General features: G+C 37.7%; 18 protein-coding genes and 1 riboswitch. Of the genes, 9 read left to right on the top strand and 9 right to left on the bottom strand.

Translation table 11 applies throughout. The features are described 5' to 3' along the window. On the top strand, nt 1-961 hold a 961-nt coding region (locus AC06OU_RS00830), incomplete at its 5' end, for an alanine/glycine:cation symporter family protein (RefSeq protein WP_475853452.1). A gap of 68 nt (nt 962-1,029) precedes the next feature. Continuing rightward, the gene (locus AC06OU_RS00825; RefSeq protein ID WP_340882296.1) at nt 1,030-1,251 is read left to right on the top strand and encodes a DUF1128 domain-containing protein; all 222 of its coding nucleotides are present in this window, start codon (nt 1,030-1,032) and stop codon (nt 1,249-1,251) included. A gap of 78 nt (nt 1,252-1,329) precedes the next feature. Here AC06OU_RS00825 and AC06OU_RS00820 read toward each other — a convergent pair whose 3' ends face one another. The 5 genes from AC06OU_RS00820 to motA all read right to left on the bottom strand — a co-directional run bounded on the left by AC06OU_RS00820 (nt 1,330) and on the right by motA (nt 5,807). Then, nucleotides 1,330-1,953 carry an FMN-binding negative transcriptional regulator gene (locus AC06OU_RS00820; RefSeq protein WP_475853451.1) on the bottom strand — a complete coding sequence of 208 codons (624 nt, stop codon included), beginning with the start codon at nt 1,951-1,953 and terminating at the stop codon, nt 1,330-1,332. A 184-nt stretch (nt 1,954-2,137) separates the two neighbouring features. After that, nucleotides 2,138-3,055 (bottom strand): pseudouridine-5'-phosphate glycosidase, encoded by a 918-nt coding sequence (locus AC06OU_RS00815; RefSeq protein WP_475853450.1) that lies wholly within the window; start codon nt 3,053-3,055, stop codon nt 2,138-2,140. Further along, complete coding sequence (locus tag AC06OU_RS00810; protein WP_475853449.1) at nt 3,052-4,152, bottom strand: PfkB family carbohydrate kinase; 1,101 nt, start codon at nt 4,150-4,152, stop codon at nt 3,052-3,054. Before AC06OU_RS00810 ends, AC06OU_RS00815 begins: the two co-directional genes overlap by 4 nt. Before the next feature lie 103 nt (nt 4,153-4,255). Beyond that, a complete protein-coding gene (motB, locus tag AC06OU_RS00805) occupies nt 4,256-5,020 on the bottom strand; it encodes a flagellar motor protein MotB (protein WP_251557032.1) in 765 nt (254 codons plus the stop codon). Beyond that, nucleotides 5,004-5,807 (bottom strand): flagellar motor stator protein MotA, encoded by an 804-nt coding sequence (gene motA, locus AC06OU_RS00800; protein ID WP_169361476.1) that lies wholly within the window; start codon nt 5,805-5,807, stop codon nt 5,004-5,006. The genes motB and motA overlap by 17 nt, the downstream gene beginning before the upstream one ends. Nucleotides 5,808-5,997: 190 nt before the next feature. Between motA and AC06OU_RS00795 the strand changes: the two genes are divergently transcribed. The 4 genes from AC06OU_RS00795 to AC06OU_RS00780 all read left to right on the top strand — a co-directional run bounded on the left by AC06OU_RS00795 (nt 5,998) and on the right by AC06OU_RS00780 (nt 9,709). Next, nucleotides 5,998-7,230, top strand: a complete 1,233-nt coding sequence (locus AC06OU_RS00795) for an aminopeptidase (RefSeq protein ID WP_342567050.1) — start codon at nt 5,998-6,000, stop codon at nt 7,228-7,230. Between the two features lie 92 nt (nt 7,231-7,322). Further along, nucleotides 7,323-7,463: a hypothetical protein gene (locus AC06OU_RS00790; RefSeq protein ID WP_169361478.1), complete on the top strand. Its 141-nt coding sequence runs from the start codon at nt 7,323-7,325 to the stop codon at nt 7,461-7,463. 599 nt (nt 7,464-8,062) lie between these two features. Beyond that, nucleotides 8,063-9,070, top strand: coding sequence for a rod-share determining protein MreBH (gene mreBH, locus AC06OU_RS00785; protein ID WP_475853448.1), 1,008 nt, complete (start codon nt 8,063-8,065; stop codon nt 9,068-9,070). A 69-nt stretch (nt 9,071-9,139) separates the two neighbouring features. Continuing rightward, entirely contained in the window at nt 9,140-9,709 is a 570-nt protein-coding gene (locus AC06OU_RS00780; RefSeq protein WP_475853447.1) for a beta-class carbonic anhydrase, read from the top strand. 166 nt (nt 9,710-9,875) lie between these two features. On the opposite strand, the gene AC06OU_RS00775 is transcribed toward AC06OU_RS00780, so the two are convergent. Then, the gene (locus AC06OU_RS00775; protein WP_475853446.1) at nt 9,876-10,418 is read right to left on the bottom strand and encodes a GNAT family N-acetyltransferase; all 543 of its coding nucleotides are present in this window, start codon (nt 10,416-10,418) and stop codon (nt 9,876-9,878) included. Between the two features lie 6 nt (nt 10,419-10,424). After that, nucleotides 10,425-12,227, bottom strand: a complete 1,803-nt coding sequence (locus AC06OU_RS00770) for a M3 family oligoendopeptidase (RefSeq protein WP_475853445.1) — start codon at nt 12,225-12,227, stop codon at nt 10,425-10,427. Nucleotides 12,228-12,385: 158 nt separating this feature from the next. On the opposite strand from AC06OU_RS00770, the gene AC06OU_RS00765 reads away from it, so the two are divergent. Then, on the top strand, nt 12,386-13,114 hold the full coding sequence (locus AC06OU_RS00765) for a tryptophan-rich sensory protein (protein ID WP_475853444.1): 729 nt from the start codon (nt 12,386-12,388) through the stop codon (nt 13,112-13,114). Between the two features lie 19 nt (nt 13,115-13,133). On the opposite strand, the gene map is transcribed toward AC06OU_RS00765, so the two are convergent. Together map and thiT are read right to left on the bottom strand one after the other, a co-directional pair. Continuing rightward, on the bottom strand, nt 13,134-13,883 hold the full coding sequence (map, locus tag AC06OU_RS00760) for a type I methionyl aminopeptidase (RefSeq protein WP_475853443.1): 750 nt from the start codon (nt 13,881-13,883) through the stop codon (nt 13,134-13,136). A 51-nt stretch (nt 13,884-13,934) separates the two neighbouring features. Further along, a complete protein-coding gene (gene thiT / locus AC06OU_RS00755; protein WP_475853442.1) occupies nt 13,935-14,513 on the bottom strand; it encodes an energy-coupled thiamine transporter ThiT in 579 nt (192 codons plus the stop codon). 62 nt (nt 14,514-14,575) lie between these two features. Further along, nucleotides 14,576-14,667, bottom strand: a riboswitch (TPP riboswitch). A 100-nt stretch (nt 14,668-14,767) separates the two neighbouring features. On the opposite strand from thiT, the gene AC06OU_RS00750 reads away from it, so the two are divergent. Together AC06OU_RS00750 and AC06OU_RS00745 are read left to right on the top strand one after the other, a co-directional pair. After that, nucleotides 14,768-15,832 (top strand): M20 family metallopeptidase, encoded by a 1,065-nt coding sequence (locus tag AC06OU_RS00750; protein WP_475853441.1) that lies wholly within the window; start codon nt 14,768-14,770, stop codon nt 15,830-15,832. A 36-nt stretch (nt 15,833-15,868) separates the two neighbouring features. After that, nucleotides 15,869-16,210 carry a magnetosome magnetite crystal formation protein family gene (locus tag AC06OU_RS00745; RefSeq protein WP_475853440.1) on the top strand — a complete coding sequence of 114 codons (342 nt, stop codon included), beginning with the start codon at nt 15,869-15,871 and terminating at the stop codon, nt 16,208-16,210. The last annotated feature ends 97 nt before the right edge of the window (nt 16,211-16,307 follow it).

Raw genomic sequence — 16,307 nt, 5'->3', positions numbered from 1 at the left:
CGGTCCAATGTATTACATAGAACATGGTTTAAAGCAAAAATGGTTAGCAGTCCTATTCGCTATTTTTGGGGCATTAGCTGCTTTTGGAATTGGGAACGGCACACAAGCTAACTCTGTTTCTTCAGCAGTAGAATCTACTTTTGGTATAGAAACATGGATAACTGGTCTAGTTCTCACGGTTTTTACTGCTCTAGTTATTTTGGGAGGCATTAAATCTATCGGTAATGTGACCGCTGTTTTTGTACCTGTAATGGCTTTGTTTTACATACTAGCTGGCCTATTTATAATGGTGACTAACATTTCAGCTGTCCCTGAAGCATTTGGCATTATTTTTAAATCAGCATTTACTGGAGAAGCAGCTGCTGGTGGAGCTATTGGTGCAGCTATCCGTTATGGTATTGCTCGTGGTGTATTCTCCAATGAAGCCGGCCTTGGATCCGCTCCAATTGCTGCTGCTGCCGCAAAAACGGATTTACCAGGACGTCAGGCGCTCGTTTCCATGACTCAAGTATTTATAGATACTTTTATCATCTGTTCGATTACAGGGGTTACAATTGTAATGTCTGGTATGTATAAGGATACTAGTCTAGGTGGTGGAGATTTAACATCAGCAGCCTTTGGTCACTTCCTTGGAGACTGGGGACCAATTATCATTGCGGTTGGTTTAATTTTCTTTGCTTCTTCCACGATTTTCGGCTGGGCTTATTACGGAGAAAAGTGTTTCCAATACTTATTTAAGAATCCTACGCTGTTAATTGTTTATCGTATTGCATTCGTTGCTATGGTATTCATCGGTTCCGTTGTTTCTTTAGATTTAATATGGACTTTCTCTGATATTACCAATGCATTAATGGCAATTCCTAACTTAATAGGTTTGCTAGGACTTTCAGGTGTTGTAGTTTATGAAACAAAACGTATTCAGAACAAGTTAAAGGAAGAAAAACTAGCTAGCAAGTCTTAATTAGTATTTGACATTCTAGGCTATGCGTGAAATGATATTTCTAATGTATGAAAGGCAGGTACAAAAGAATGGATTTAAATCAACCTTCCGTTGAGAATATTAGCTTTATGCTAGAAACAATCAAGGAAAAATTACGTATGGTCAATGTGGATGCCATGAAATCTGAGGACTTTAAAGCTACAGCCTATGATGATCTTGTATATTTATATGAAATGGTCAACAAACGAGATTCTTTTAGTCCAAGTGAAATGCAAGCAATCGTCGCAGAACTTGGTAGTTTAAGAAAGTAATCACTTTATAATCCTTAATAATGAAAGAGAGGTAACCTGTTTACACAAAAGCTACCTCTCTTTTTATATGTATAATAATTAATCATCCTTCTGGAGTTTCCTTTCCATTACTTTTGCGACTTGGTGAGAGTTTGTAGTCTTTTCCTCATACAGTTTTTGAATAATGTTCTGGTAATCCGCTTCGTTACGGTTTTGACTTAGTTTATCTACAGCTTGAATTTCTTGTATCTTAATCTTAAATCCAACAATACCCTTCAGTTCTTTCTCTAATAATTGTGGGGATAGATTTTCCCATAAAACAGGATTTTTCCGATGCTTCTCATAATTTTGCAGCAACCATGCCAGGTCTTGTTTCAACTCGTCCTCAGTCATTATCATAGCCTTCCCATATACATGGACAGCTTGATAGTTCCATGTTGGGACATTTTCATGTTCGTACCATGAAGAAGATACGTAAGAGTGAGGTCCTTGAAAAATAACCAATACATCTTCAGTTGTTTCAAATGTTCTCCATTGAGGATTCCCATAAGCCATATGCCCTGTGACGTAATAATCTTCCCCTTCATTATGGATCTGCAAGGGTAGGTGAGTTGCAATCGGCTTTTCTTTTTTCGTCGTAATAAGAGCTCCGAATGAATTTGTTTGAATGAATTCCTTAATCTCTTCCCAATTTGTCACCTTATAATATTTCGGAATATACATAATGAGCAACCTTTCCAATCAATATGATGTTTTATCCCTTATTTACTTCGGTACTACAGACAGAAATTCCTTCCCAAGCTTCTAACTTACTATTGCTCATGACATGTAAAGCGGTCGATAGTAGGAATCAATTGCACGTAAAATTAAAAAATCCTCCCCTACTTTTATAGGGAAGGACCAATTCTTATTTAGATAGCTTATTTAACTCTACTGCAATTTTAGCTCCAACTCTTGCATTATTGTATACAAGTTCTATGTTAGATTCTAATGACTTACCTTCTGTTAACTCTTTTACTTTACCAAGAAGGAATGGTGTTACATCTTTCCCCTTAATGCCATTTGCTTCAGCTTCTTGCAATGCTGTTTGAATGATTCCATTCATGTATTCCTCATCCAATGAATATTCTGCTGGGATTGGATTAGCAATGATAGCTCCACCATTTAACCCTAGCTCCCATTTAACGTTTAGCATTTCAGCAACTTCTTTTTCTTCGTCCATACGGAAGTCTGATTTAAAAGGGCTAGTAGAAGTATAGAATGCTGGGAAAGCTTCTGTTTGGAAGCCTACTACTGGGACACCCTTTGTTTCTAAGTATTCTAACGTTAATCCGATATCTAAAATTGACTTAGCACCTGCGCAAACAACTGCAACATTTGTAGACGCTAACTCTTCAAGGTCAGCAGAAATGTCCATTGTTGTCTCAGCACCTCTATGCACCCCGCCGATCCCTCCGGTTACAAACATTTGAATTCCTGCAAGATCTGCACAAATCATCGTTGTTGCAACAGTAGTAGCACCGATTTCCTTGGAAGCGACTACATAAGGTAAATCTCTTCTAGAAGTTTTGCGAGCATTGCTGCTAGTTGCTAAAGTTTCTAATTCTTCATTGGATAAACCAATTTTAATCTTCCCGTCCATAATTGCAATTGTTGCAGGAACTGCTCCGTTATCACGGATAATTTGTTCTACTTTTCTTGCCATTTCAATGTTTTGTGGATAAGGCATCCCATGAGAAATGATAGTAGATTCTAATGCTACGATCGCTTTTCCTTCTGCCATTCCTTGTTCAACCTCTTGTGAGTACGTAAGATATTTTTTCATTTTAAATATTCCTCCAGTTCATTAGTTAACTTCAATTTTGTTAGTTCAGTTCGTACTGTGTCTACAGATTGGAGTGTTTTGGTAGCGTTAATCATCCCAGTCAGCACAGCCTGCTTTACTTCTACTCCATCCAACGAAGCATGAAGAACCCCAGAAACAAAGGCATCTCCTGCGCCAGTCACGTCTACTACCTGCTCTGTTTGGATAGCAGGCATAAACAATGTCTCACTCTCTTTCCCAGCACATACTACTCCCTTACTGCCATTCGTTATAATGACATGGCGTATGCCTTTTTGGACAAATTTCTCGGCTGTACGTTTCCAGGATTCCTCATCCACAATCTGCGTTTGAAAGTATGTTTCGGCTTCATCCTTATTTGTTATAAGCCACTCTATTCCTTCCAGATTCTCCGGCATTCGATTCATCTTCGGTGAAGACACTGGGATAATTGCAAGAGGAATCTTATTGCCGACCGCCAATGCGTGAATGTATTCCATTACATCTTTTGGACAGTTCATATCTATTATGAGCATTTGCGCATTCGTAAGATAAGCCTCTTGTTTTTTCATGTAGTCCACTGTTAGCTGATCATAAATATCCATATTAGCCAGGGCAAAAAGCATTTCCCCCTGTTGGTCTAGTACGGCTGAGTACGTTCCAGTAGAGTAGTTAACAAGCTTTTCTACAGAAAACAAGTTCATCCAGTGACTAGATGCCTTTTCGATAGAAGCGTATTCCATATCGTTACCGACAACTGTAAGTAGCCTGACTGTATTGCCAAGCCTTCCTAAGTTTTCAGCAATATTTCTTGCAACTCCGCCTATACTTTGCAGGCTTGTAGTTGGATTAGAAGTACCCATTTGTAGTTGATCTTTTACTATATACTTTCTATCTACATTAGCTCCGCCTATACAAATAATCTCTTTGTTCTCTGGTAAAATGTATGCTCTGCCAATAATCTTCCCACTTTTAATGAGCTGAGAGATGATATTAGCAACTGCTGGCCTGGACATCTTTAAGGCATCTGCCATTTCTTGTTGTGATGCATAAGGATTGTTACGCAAATAGGTCAGAACTTTTAATTCTTTGGATTCCATTCGGACAACCTCCCCTCTTCAAACATTTGTTTTAATTATAAACTTTTGTTTTAAAAAGTCAAAGAAAAACTGACAACTATTTAAAATAATTGTCAGTTTCATTTTATTGGGGTTGGTCGTTTAAGCTGCCATCCTCTAATACTCGAGGCTGTATCAGCACTTCGACACGTCTATTTTTTGCTCTGCCTTCTTCCGTATCATTAGCAGCAACCGGCTTGAACTCTCCGTAGCCCTTTGCACTGAAGTACAGAGGATCAATTGTGTTATTGTTTACTAATATTTTCAAAAAGTTCACCGAGCGCATAACACTTAACTCCCAGTTAGAGGCATAAACACTACTAGATATCGGAATATTATCCGTGTGTCCTGTAATCACAACATTCCGAGGCGGATCAAACACCAGTAAATCTGATATATCTTCTGCAATTTGTCGATACTCTTGTTTTACCTCTGCCTGTCCCAAGTCAAATAAAATGCTATCTCTAATTGTCACTAAAAGACCTTCGCTTGTTAACTCAGTTGCAAATTGTTTCTCTAGCGCATTAACCGCTATGTATTCATCGACACTGTCTTGAATCTCAGATAAAGCTTGCTGATCCTCGATGTAAGCCATGCTTTGATTGGAATCACCGCTATTATTGTTCCTAGGTACATCCATTGGCGAAGGCTGTTCCATTAGTCCGGTACCTCCATCAAACACTTGATTGAATACCGCGGACATTTGGTTTAGCTTTTCTTGATCAACAGTACTAGAAGCAAATAACACAATAAACAGTGCAAGTAGTAAAGTTAAAATATCTGCGTAAGGAAGAAGCCAAGATTCACTCATTTCCTCTTCATGCTGATGTTTTTTATGCTTCTTTGCCAAGGCCTGCCTCCCCGCTTTCATTTAAAACTTTTTTACGTTCAGACATAGATAGATAAGAAGCCAATTTCTGCTCTATCACACGTGGTGCATCTCCTTCTAAGACAGAAAGGATTCCCTCTAACATCATAGTTTTTTGTCTAACCTCTTGCTTTGACTTTCGTTTTAACTTGTTGGCAAATGGATGCCAAAGCACATAACCTGTGAATATCCCTAATAATGTAGCGATGAATGCAGCGGAAATTGCATGTCCTAATTTTTCTATATCATTCATATCACCTAGCGCTGCTACTAAACCAACTACTGCACCTAGCACTCCAAGAGTAGGTGCATATGTACCTGCCTGCGTGAAAATCTGAGCACCAGTGGAATGTCTTTCTTCCAAGGCATTAATTTCTTCTGTTAACACATCTCTAATATAATCTGCATTCTGTCCATCGATAGCTAAAGTAAGTCCATTTTTCAAAAATGGATCTTCCACATCGGTTGTTTTACTCTCTAATGCAAGTAACCCTTCTCTACGAGCTAAATCAGCCCAGTTAGAAAACAATTTAATAACTTCATGATCTGGCACTAACTTCTGTTCTTTAAAAATTACTCCGAAAAGCTTAGGTATTCTTTTTAGCTCATCCATCGGGAAACCAATTACGATAGTCGCAATTGTTCCAACGATAATAATTAAAATAGCTGCTGGATTCAACAGGGCAGCTAATCCTACTCCCTTCAGAACCATTCCTACACCTAACGCAACAATTCCTAAGACGAGACCAATTACTGTAGACTTATCCAATTCATAAACCCCCACATTCTATTTCTGTTCTTTATTTCGGTTAATATATCAGGATTTTAATATTAGTTTCTAACTATAAATTTTATTTCAATTAATTTGAACTCTTTTTTGTCTTAATTGGCAGAGAGTCATTGATAAATCCCTCTATAAACTGATACTATAATCTTAAGAAAAGAAAGGATGTATGGATATGTCAACCTTTGAAAACAATTTAGAAAAGTATGCTGCTTTAGCTGTTGAAGTAGGAGTAAATATACAAAAAGGGCAAGATTTATATATTGCGGCCTCTACAGAAACAGTAGAATTTGTCCGACTTGTAACTAAAAAAGCTTATGAAGCTGGAGCTAAGACTGTTTACGTAGATTTTTCTGATGATGAGTTAACACGCATCCGTTATGAGCTAGCCTCAAAAGACTCTTTCGACTTCTATCCACCATGGAAAGTTCAAGAAAGAGAGCAGCTTGCTGAATCAGGCGCTGCTTTTATGAGTATCGTAAGTCAAAGTCCCGATTTACTGAAGGGTATAGATTCTAGTAAAATCTCAACTTTCCAAAAAGCTGCAGGTCAAGCTATGTCCAAATACCGCCAGTATGTTCAGTCAGATAAAATTAGCTGGTCTGTAGTTGCGGCACCTTCTAAAAAATGGGCTGCAAAAGTATTTCCAGAGCTTCCTCAGGAAGAGCAAGTTCCAGCATTATGGGAATCTATCTTTAGTGCAGTAAGAGCTGACCTGGAAGACCCAGTATCTGCTTGGAAAGAGCACGATCGCTTGTTACACACAAAAGTAGACTACTTAAACGAAAAAAATTATAAAAAACTTCATTACACAGCTCCAGGCACTGACCTAACAATCGAACTTCCGAACGGCCATCTCTGGTGCGGAGCTAGTAGCACGAACGAAAAAGGCGAAGATTTTATGGCTAACATGCCTACAGAAGAAGTATTTACAGTTCCTTTAAAAACAGGGGTTGACGGGTATGTAGCAAGCACGAAGCCTTTAAGCTATGGTGGAAATATTATTGATAATTTCACTATCACTTTTGAAAATGGTCGCATTGTAAAAGTAGAGGCAAAAGAAGGTCAAGAAGTACTAGAGCAATTAGTTGATACGGATGAAGGCTCCCATTACCTTGGGGAAGTTGCACTTGTACCACATGATTCACCAATCTCTAACTCTAACCTGTTATTCTATAATACATTGTTTGATGAAAATGCTTCGAACCATTTAGCAATCGGTAGTGCATATGCGTTCTGTATCGAAGGCGGTAAAAAAATGAGTCGTGAAGAGCTTGCAGAAAACGGATTGAATGAAAGTATCACTCATGTAGACTTCATGATTGGTTCTGAAAATATGAATATTGATGGAATTAAAGAGGATGGCACTAAAGAACCTGTGTTTAGAAACGGAAACTGGGCATTTTAATCACAATCTATTCATAAATTTAATGTTTTAGTGTTACAAATTTAGTGTAAATAAGTTATAATGATATTAATATGAATAGTGAGGTGTTAAAAATGGGCTTATTCATAGCTACAATTCTTGGGTTCTCTGGCGGTATTTTAGCCATTGGAGCGGTAATCATGTTTTACTTCTCTAAACCAATGAACAACCAAGATGCAATTATCGTCGATCCGAAACCAACTAATAAGTTTTAATATGTCAACCGTGACTTAAAAGTCGCGGTTGTTTTTTTATACAAAAGGCATAATAGTTCCTTACTAATGGGGTGCAACTGTTTAGGTGACACTTTCTACTTTTTAGGTATCACTTCTCTATGCTTTAGGTGTGCTTTTGCTCCGTTTAGGTGTCATTTCTTTTCTTTTAGGTGCTTTCCCCAGGTTTAGGTGACATTTCATACGTTTTAGGTGGCACTTCTCTAGTTTTAAGGTGCGCTTTTACTCCAATTAGGTGTCGCTTCTTTTCTTCTATCCTCGGTGCCTTGCCCCTCGGGGTCAAATGGGAAAATACTGTGGTTGCTGAGGAACTGCCTCCTCGCTTTTCTTCATTTGCCTGTCGGGGCAGAACAGGCACTTACACTTTTCGTTGTTATTTCTTATTTTTTTTATTTCATTTTAGATAAGTTTGTATTACAAAACGAATACAAAATGGGTTTTTGTCATTATTTTTTTCCCTATAAATGCCCCTTACTACCCACAAAGTATTGAAACATACGTAAAATTCCATTATGTTACAAATGGCAATTGTGCTATTTTCCATTATAATAACGTAGAGCAAGTGAAATGGAGGAAGACATATGTTGTCAAATTCACATATCGGTATTGATTTAGGAACTGCTAATACTTTAGTTTATACAAAAAATAAAGGATTACTTATAGATGAGCCAACTGTGGTGGCAGTAAACACAAAAACAAAAGAAATAATTGCCTTTGGATCAGAAGCCAAAAAGATGATAGGTAAAACACCAACATCTATTGAAGTAGTTAGACCTTTAAAAGATGGGGTTATCGCAGACTTTGATGTTACTACCCAGCTGTTAAAACTTATTATGCAAAAAGCTAGCAAAAAACTTGGTACTTCATTACGTAAGCCTACTGTTATTGTTTGCACACCTTCAGGAGCAACTTCTGTAGAACGCCGTGCTATCCAAGATGCGGTACGTCAAAGCGGCGCTAAAGAAGTACAACTAATGGAAGAGCCTGTTGCTGCTGCAATTGGAGCTGGATTGCCAGTCAATGAGCCAGTAGCAAGTATGATTGTAGACATCGGTGGAGGTACTACAGAGGTAGGGATTATCTCATACGGAGGTGTCGTGGCATCAAGTACTGTAAAAGCAGCAGGAGATCGAATGGACGACGCGATTATCCACTATGTACGTAAAGAGTTTAATGTAATCATCGGTGAGCCTACAGCAGAATTGATAAAAACGACTATAGGGTATGCCCTTGTTCCTCATACAGAAGAAGTAATGGAAGTGCGTGGAAGAGATGTAGTGACTGGTTTACCAAAAATAGTGAAACTATCTTCTACTCAAATACAAGGAGTTTTAAAAGAATCATTAGAGACAATTCTAGAAGCAATTCGTGCGACATTAGAAATTTGTCCTCCTGAGCTTTCAGGAGATATCGTAGACCACGGTGTCATATTGACTGGTGGCGGAGCGTTGCTAAAAGGATTAAAGGAATGGCTTAGCGGTGTAATTGAAGTACCTGTCCACCTTGCACCAGAACCATTACAGTCAGTTGTAATCGGTACAGGGAAGTCTTTCTTTATCCATGATCGCAAAAGAAACATAGCAAGATAATTTCTTTAAACAAATATTAAGTAAATTTCTTCTTTTTCGTATAAAATATATTAAGAAGGAGGAATTACTATGCCAAGTTTAAACGACATACTAACCTATAACAAATCATTTGTAGAAAACAAGCTGTATGAACCTTATGTAACTACTAAGTTTCCTGATAAGCGAATAGTTATTCTTACTTGTATGGATACACGTTTAGTAGAAATGCTTCCTAAATCAATGAATCTTAAAAATGGAGATGTAAAAATCGTTAAAAGTGCAGGGGCTGTTATTAATCATCCATTTGGTGGTATTATGCGTAGCTTGATCGTTGCAGTTTACGAGCTTCAGGCAGATGAGATTTATGTAATTGGTCACCATGATTGTGGAATGAGCTCCATCCAAACAGATAAAATCCTTGAAAAAATGACAGCTCGTGGAGTAGATCCTTCTACTTTCGATGTGCTTAAAAACTCAGGTATTGAAGTCGAAGAATGGCTAGAAGGTTTTTCAGATGTGAAAGAAAGCGTCTTACATAGCGTTGAAATGATACGTAATCACCCATTGATGATTTCTGAAATACCAGTTCATGGACTAATTATCGACCCTCATACAGGAAGACTAGATTTGGTAACAGACGGTAAAATCGACAAAAAATGATGTATTTCCCGGGAAATCGTCAAGTAGTAAGAGCTTGCCTATATGGTAGGCTCTTTTTTGTTTTGTTATAACAACTGCATATCTTAACTCTCCATTTTCCTTCAATATAAAAAAGCCGTTGGCTAACTAACTAAGGTAGTTTGCCAACAGACTTTTGTACTCCCTATTATTCTCCTCTTAAAGAGGAATACATATAGTGATCTTCCCATTTCCCATTAATGAATAACAGCTTACGTAGCAATCCTTCTCGAACAAACTTGTTATTCTCTAGCACTTTGATAGAGCCAAAATTTCTAGGGGATACATAAGCTTCTATTCGATTTAATTGAACGTCATTAAAGCCAAATTGCTTTACTAGTCGAACAGCCTCAGACGCAATTCCTTTACCAATTTGCTTCTGGTCAACCGAATAGCCAATTAAACCACTAGAAAACGGCATTCTTTTCAGGCTATAAAGTGAAATGCTGCCTATCAAAATATCTCGTTCATGAGAAAAAATACCAAAGCTATATTCCCTTTTTTCCTGCATGAGCATGATTGATTCACGAATCTTTTCTCTTTGGACGCTAGCAGTATAATATTCTTCTTGGTGTAATGGTTCAAAAACAGACCAGTACAACTTGTTGTCATAGACTAAATTTGCAAGAGCAGGTGCATCCTTTACATTTAAAGTCCTTAAGTAACAACTTGCTCCTTCTAGATAAATCAAGTACCGTCACCCTTTAGCGTTAGTTAATTGCAAAAACTCTTGGACGTCTTGAATACAAAGGTCAATCCCCTTCTTCCAAAACGCTTCTTTCGTTATATCCTCTTGTAAATGTTTCATCGCTAAATCCTCCACAGACATTACTGCTGTGTCCTGTAATAAAGCAATATACTTCTCCTCAAAACCAGATCCTTCTTCTTTTGCCTTTGAATATATACTTAAAGAAAATAAGTAGCCAAAGGTATAAGGGAAATTATAAAAAGGAACGCCCGTAATATAGAAGTGAAGCTTAGATGCCCAAAAATGCGGATGTACCGTGTCTAAAGCATCCCCATAGGCTTCTCTCTGAGCTTCTTCCATTAGTTCGTTCAACCGGTTTGCAGAAACAATGCCGTCTTTTCGTTCCTCATAAAATCTAGTTTCAAACAAGAAGCGAGCGTGAATGTTCATAAAGAAAGCAACACTGCGTTGAATTTTATCTTCCAACAAAGCAATTTTCTCTTCTTCGGACTTTGCTTCGCGAACAGAGGCATCCGCCACTATCATTTCTGCAAAGGTAGATGCAGTTTCTGCGACTCCCATTGCATATCTTCGGTTCATCCAATGCACTGGTCTTAAAGCATATGAGTGGAATGCATGACCTAATTCATGCGCAAGTGTAGAAACATTTGACATGGAACCACTATAAGTCATAAATATACGAGATTCCTCTGATACAGGCATTCCTGTACAAAAGCCACCCGGTCTCTTATTTGGACGATCTTCTGCTTCAATCCATCCATTTTCAAAAGCATTTCTTGAAAAGGCTTCTAGCTTCGGCCCAAACTCTTTAAAATGCTTTAGGATAAATTCCGCTCCTTGTTGGAACTCCATTTTTTCGGTAGACGTACTGATAGGTGCATCTAAATTATACCAATGCATCGCTTTTTCGCCTAGCATCTCCGATTTCCTATTTAAATATTCCACAAATGGTGCTTTATTTTTAGAGATTGCTCCCCACATTGCATCCAATGTATCTTGTTTCATACGATTGATGGCAAGAGGTTCTTCTAAAACAGATTCCCAGCCTCTTTTTTTATACGTAGCCAGACGGAAGCCAGCTAAGTGATTAAGCGTTTTCGCAAAAATTTCCTCTTTTTCAGTCCATACACTTTCTAACGCTTCAAAGGAATTTTTACGTATATCAGCATTATCACTCGAGCTTAAGTTATCAGCTTGTCCTACCGAAAGGGTTCTTTCTTCCCCATCGATGGTCATTTTTATATGGATGTCCCCTACAAGCATGTTATATAGTTGGCCCCATGCATCATAACCGTCTACTTCTAAGGTAGTTATTAAATCCTCTTCTTTTTCGGAAAGCATCTTACTCGCTTGCTCTCTCCATTCATTTAATATAAATTTAAATGGGGTTAGGTCTTCTGTATTTAATAGCTCTTCCCATACTGTCGATTCGGTTTTGCTTAGCGTCTGTTGTATTGTAATCATTAATGAAGATAACCTTGCATACAATGAACCAACCTCGCCTTGTAAGAGCGTCGCTTTTTTATCTGTTGTATCCTGAGCTAGATAGCAGCCAATAACGGCCCCGGCTTCTGCTAAATGGACGGCTACATCTTTTAGTTCCTCGATTATTTGTCTTATTTGGTTAGACTCTTGAGCTGAGGCTGGGACAACTATTCCCTTAACATTTATTTCAAATATTTCTAGTTTTTCCTTAACTTTATCTAGATGCTCGCGTAATTCAGAGGAGCTGCTGCCACCAAGGAAAAATCGATCTAAATCCCACACGATTGGATAATTTTGTTTTAACATCTGAATATTCCCCCTATTTTAAAAACTTTTACATTTTTCATTATATCATGAATTACTTTCTTAATTATTCATTTTTTTGTCACATAATTTCTATAATTGAATTTGTGTGCTCTTAGATTGAAAGGTATACTTATTAAATATAGAAGGAGGCGAATCTTTTGGTCAAAATAATCCTTTTGATTTGCGGTTATTTCGCAACAATCCTTGTTAATATACTTGCTAATACGTTACCTATTAATGGTCAAACGACTGGGGAAATCTCTGCTAGGATTCCAGCCCTCTTTACACCTGCTGGTTATGTATTTTCCATATGGATTGTTATTTATATACTATTAGCATTTTGGATATGGAATATTATAAGAGAATATAGAACTGAACAGAAGATTCCCTTACAGAGAGTATTATTATTTCTAGCGACTTGCGTATTTAATATTTCTTGGATTTTCCTATGGCATTACGAGCATTTTAGCTACGCTTTAATTACAATACTAGCGCTGCTTTGGTCCTTATTCCTATTATATTTAACTTACTCAAGTAATGAATCGAACTGGAAAAGAAGATTACCTATCTCCATTTATCTAGGTTGGATTTTTGTAGCTACTATAGCGAATCTTGATTATGTTTTGACATATTACGAGTTTAGCGGCTTTGGTATAACTACTTCTTTATGGGTCGTAATATTCTTAACTTTGGCGACTGCAATTGCCTTACACTTTAGATACCATTTTGATGATCGTGCTATCGTTTTAGTTTTCATATGGGCCTTCATCGGTATTGCTGTGCGTCATAATGTCAACGAATTATTAATATCTGCTGCTTCCCTCTTCCTAAGCGCTGTTTTAGTAGCTGGAATATTATTTATAAAAAAAACGCCAACGAAAAATTAATTTCGTTAGCGTTTTTTATTTAATCTATTTTAGTTAAAATGATTGGTTGGTCTTTTGTAACGATAACTGTATGCTCGATTTGAGCAACTAGAGATTTATCTGGAGTAACAAATGTCCAGCCGTCTCCAGATTCAACGATATGTTCTGCTTTTTCGGAAATGAAGGGCTCTACTGCTAAAACCATACCTTCTTTTAAAATGGTGGATTCCCATGCATCATAATAATTCAACACATGCTGAGGTGCCTCATGTAAGGATTTCCCAATACCGTGACCTGTTAGGTTCATGATAACATGTAGACCATTATCCTTCGCTTCTCTCTCCACTGCCTTACCTATTTGGTTAAGACGAGAACCAGCTTTTACTTTAGTCATCGCACGATTAAATGCGCTTTCTGCAACCTGACAAAGCTTTTCCTTATCCTCGTAGCCATCTCCAACTACAAACGATATTCCAGTATCTGCGAAGAATCCTTCGTATGAACCGGAAACATCAATATTTACAAGGTCTCCCTCTTTAATCACACGAGAGCCTGGAATTCCATGTGCAACTTCTTCATTGACACTTATGCAAGTATACCCTGGGAAATCATACTCACCCATTGGTCCAGAAACAGCGCCTTTTTCTTTAAATAGCTTACCGCCTATTTCATCAAGCTCTTTAGTAGTCACGCCGGGTTTTGTTGCCGCCTTCATCGCATCTCTAACCTCAGCTACAATGTGACCAATTTTTTTTAACATTTCTAATTCTTCATTTGTCTTTACTATCATCTTTACAAGATCCCTTCTTCACTTAGATGTATGAATATCATATCATATATCTTATGACTTCGGGAGTAATAGGCGCGGGGCTTTTACGAATAGTATGGAACAGATAAAAGCTGCGAATAGAAATACAGGTATCATATAAGTAGAATTATAAACTAATGAATACACAACTACATTTTGACCCTCAGCAAATTCCCCAAAGAATAATATTCCCGATAACACATGGGCTAAATAACGTAAAAATGAAGCAATAAAAGCGCCTAACACAATTGCTATCATCATTTTCATTTTATTTAGATGTTCATATGCTTTAATATATGCTGGTCTTAATAGTCCTGCAAGTCCTGCAACCATAAACGCTATAAAATAATCAATACCTACTTGCATAATTACTATTTCAAATGATAGCGGTGCTGGATAAAAGCGTCCTGTCACGACCTGCAATAAACCTATTAAAAAGCCTGTCACAATGCCTGCCGCTACACCTCTACGAAAAGCAATTAATATTATTGGAACAAGAACAAATGTAACACTGCCTCCCTGTGGCATACCAAATCCAATTAAATCTAATACATAGCCTAATGCTGCAAAAATAGCAATCTCCACGAGTAACACAACACGTTGATTTCCCATTGTAATCCCCTTTTTTGACCACAAAAAAACGCCGAAGGGACAGAGCCAGACATCGCGCGATTGCCAGTTTCCATCCACATCCCTACGCAAGTATGAACTTACAGGTTCTAAGGGTACTATCTCAGCCGCTCTTGCGACGCCCCTTGTGGTTTCGAATTTATTTTATTTGAGTTCATTGTAGCCGATAGGTGTTTAGAATGCAACCCCGATTGGTATTATATAATAATACAAATTTATTATTAGGGGTGTAATAGTTGATTAATTTACTTACGGATCTAATTAAAATAAAGAGTGATGATTTGAAAGGTGCAAACGAGGCACTGCTATACTGTAAGAATTGGCTCGAAAAACGAGGAGTTACGACAAAGACGTATGAGCTAAACAACAAACTAATGCTTGTAGCTGAAATTGGGAAAGGTGAAGAAACAATTATCTGGAACGGACATATTGACGTAGTTCCAGGAAGCCCGGAACAATTTGAACCAAAAATTGAGGAAGATCGACTATATGGACGTGGTTCGGCAGATATGAAGGCTGGTGTTGCAGCGATGATGGAGGCTTTCTCGATTCTTTCACAGCAGCAAGATTTACTTACGAAAAAAGTACAGCTACACATAGCTACTGATGAAGAAACCGGAGGAAAAACATCAAAGCATTTAGTTGAACAGGGACACCACGGTGACTTTGTTATTTGTGGAGAGCCCACTCATGTAAATATAGGCCTTCAAGCTAAAGGTATATTACAATGGGATATCCACCTAAAAGGTAAATCTGCTCATGGAAGCCGTCCGTGGGAAGGAGTAAATGCAATTGAAAAAGCCATGCTATTTGATCAAGATTTAAGAAAATGTTCTTTCATGCAGGCTAGTAATGAATATTATGAATATCCTTCTCTAAATTTGGCAAAAATAGAAGGAGGAGACCGATATAATATGGTACCAGACGAATGTATCATAAGTTATTCTTTAAGGTTTGTTCCTGGACAAGATGTGGAGGAAATCTCCAAAGAGTTAAGAGACCTTTTAGAGAAATACCCTGGCAGTGAAATACATTTCCAAGGTCATACTCCTGCTATCACTAATAAAGAAGATGATAAGTATATACAGAAGCTTTTAGCTACTTGTAATTCTATCAGACAAACTCCAACTACCCTATTCGGACAGCATGGTGCTGCAGATACTCGTTATTATGCAGCGAAGGGTGCGGTAGCCATAGAGTTCGGGCCAAGCGGCGCTGATTGGCACGGGGATCAGGAATCGGTTTCTATTTCATCCGTTGAAGAATATAAAGATATACTTGTTAAGTTTGTCTTAGACTAATTAAAAAAGTAGCGAGAATATGTGAGGAGACCATGTATGGACACCAATAAAATTTTAAGTGCATCAACCTATTTTTCTATTTTATTTGCTCCCTTTATTCTTCCAATAATTGTTTACTTCCTTACAACAGACAAAGGGGTAAAATACCATGCTAAACGGTCTTTAATCTCGCATATTATTCCTACTATTTTCTTTGTGTTTCTTATGTTAGCAGTATTTGCAAACTTTTCCCCACTTAGTTATTCAGGCGACACAACAAACATGTGGTCTAGCATGACTACAGCATTAATTTTTATGGGCTTATATACATTGATTAATATAGTTCTGTTCATTTGGAACATTGTCCAAGGAATCAAGGTATTGCGTCATGATGTTTAATTGCTTCTAGAATGGGAATAAGATAAGTATAGAAAAGCAAGGAGCGGATTGATTATGAAAGTAGGCAGATTAGTAAAGTCAGCTATTAAATGGGCAC

Source organism: Psychrobacillus sp. (assembly GCF_056205495.1).
The sequence above is the reverse complement of the archived record's forward strand: the minus strand, read 5'-3'. Positions and strand labels throughout refer to the sequence as shown.

Excerpts from the sequence above, each read along its gene's own strand:
- AC06OU_RS00825 (WP_340882296.1), top strand. The coding sequence starts at position 1,030 with ATGGATTTAAATCAACCTTCCGTTGAGAATATTAGCTTTATGCTAGAA.
- AC06OU_RS00820 (WP_475853451.1), bottom strand. The coding sequence starts at position 1,953 with ATGTATATTCCGAAATATTATAAGGTGACAAATTGGGAAGAGATTAAG.
- AC06OU_RS00815 (WP_475853450.1), bottom strand. The coding sequence starts at position 3,055 with ATGAAAAAATATCTTACGTACTCACAAGAGGTTGAACAAGGAATGGCA.
- AC06OU_RS00810 (WP_475853449.1), bottom strand. The coding sequence starts at position 4,152 with ATGGAATCCAAAGAATTAAAAGTTCTGACCTATTTGCGTAACAATCCT.
- AC06OU_RS00795 (WP_342567050.1), top strand. The coding sequence starts at position 5,998 with ATGTCAACCTTTGAAAACAATTTAGAAAAGTATGCTGCTTTAGCTGTT.
- AC06OU_RS00790 (WP_169361478.1), top strand. The coding sequence starts at position 7,323 with ATGGGCTTATTCATAGCTACAATTCTTGGGTTCTCTGGCGGTATTTTA.
- mreBH (WP_475853448.1), top strand. The coding sequence starts at position 8,063 with ATGTTGTCAAATTCACATATCGGTATTGATTTAGGAACTGCTAATACT.
- AC06OU_RS00780 (WP_475853447.1), top strand. The coding sequence starts at position 9,140 with ATGCCAAGTTTAAACGACATACTAACCTATAACAAATCATTTGTAGAA.
- AC06OU_RS00770 (WP_475853445.1), bottom strand. The coding sequence starts at position 12,227 with ATGTTAAAACAAAATTATCCAATCGTGTGGGATTTAGATCGATTTTTC.
- map (WP_475853443.1), bottom strand. The coding sequence starts at position 13,883 with ATGATAGTAAAGACAAATGAAGAATTAGAAATGTTAAAAAAAATTGGT.
- thiT (WP_475853442.1), bottom strand. The coding sequence starts at position 14,513 with ATGGGAAATCAACGTGTTGTGTTACTCGTGGAGATTGCTATTTTTGCA.
- AC06OU_RS00745 (WP_475853440.1), top strand. The coding sequence starts at position 15,869 with ATGGACACCAATAAAATTTTAAGTGCATCAACCTATTTTTCTATTTTA.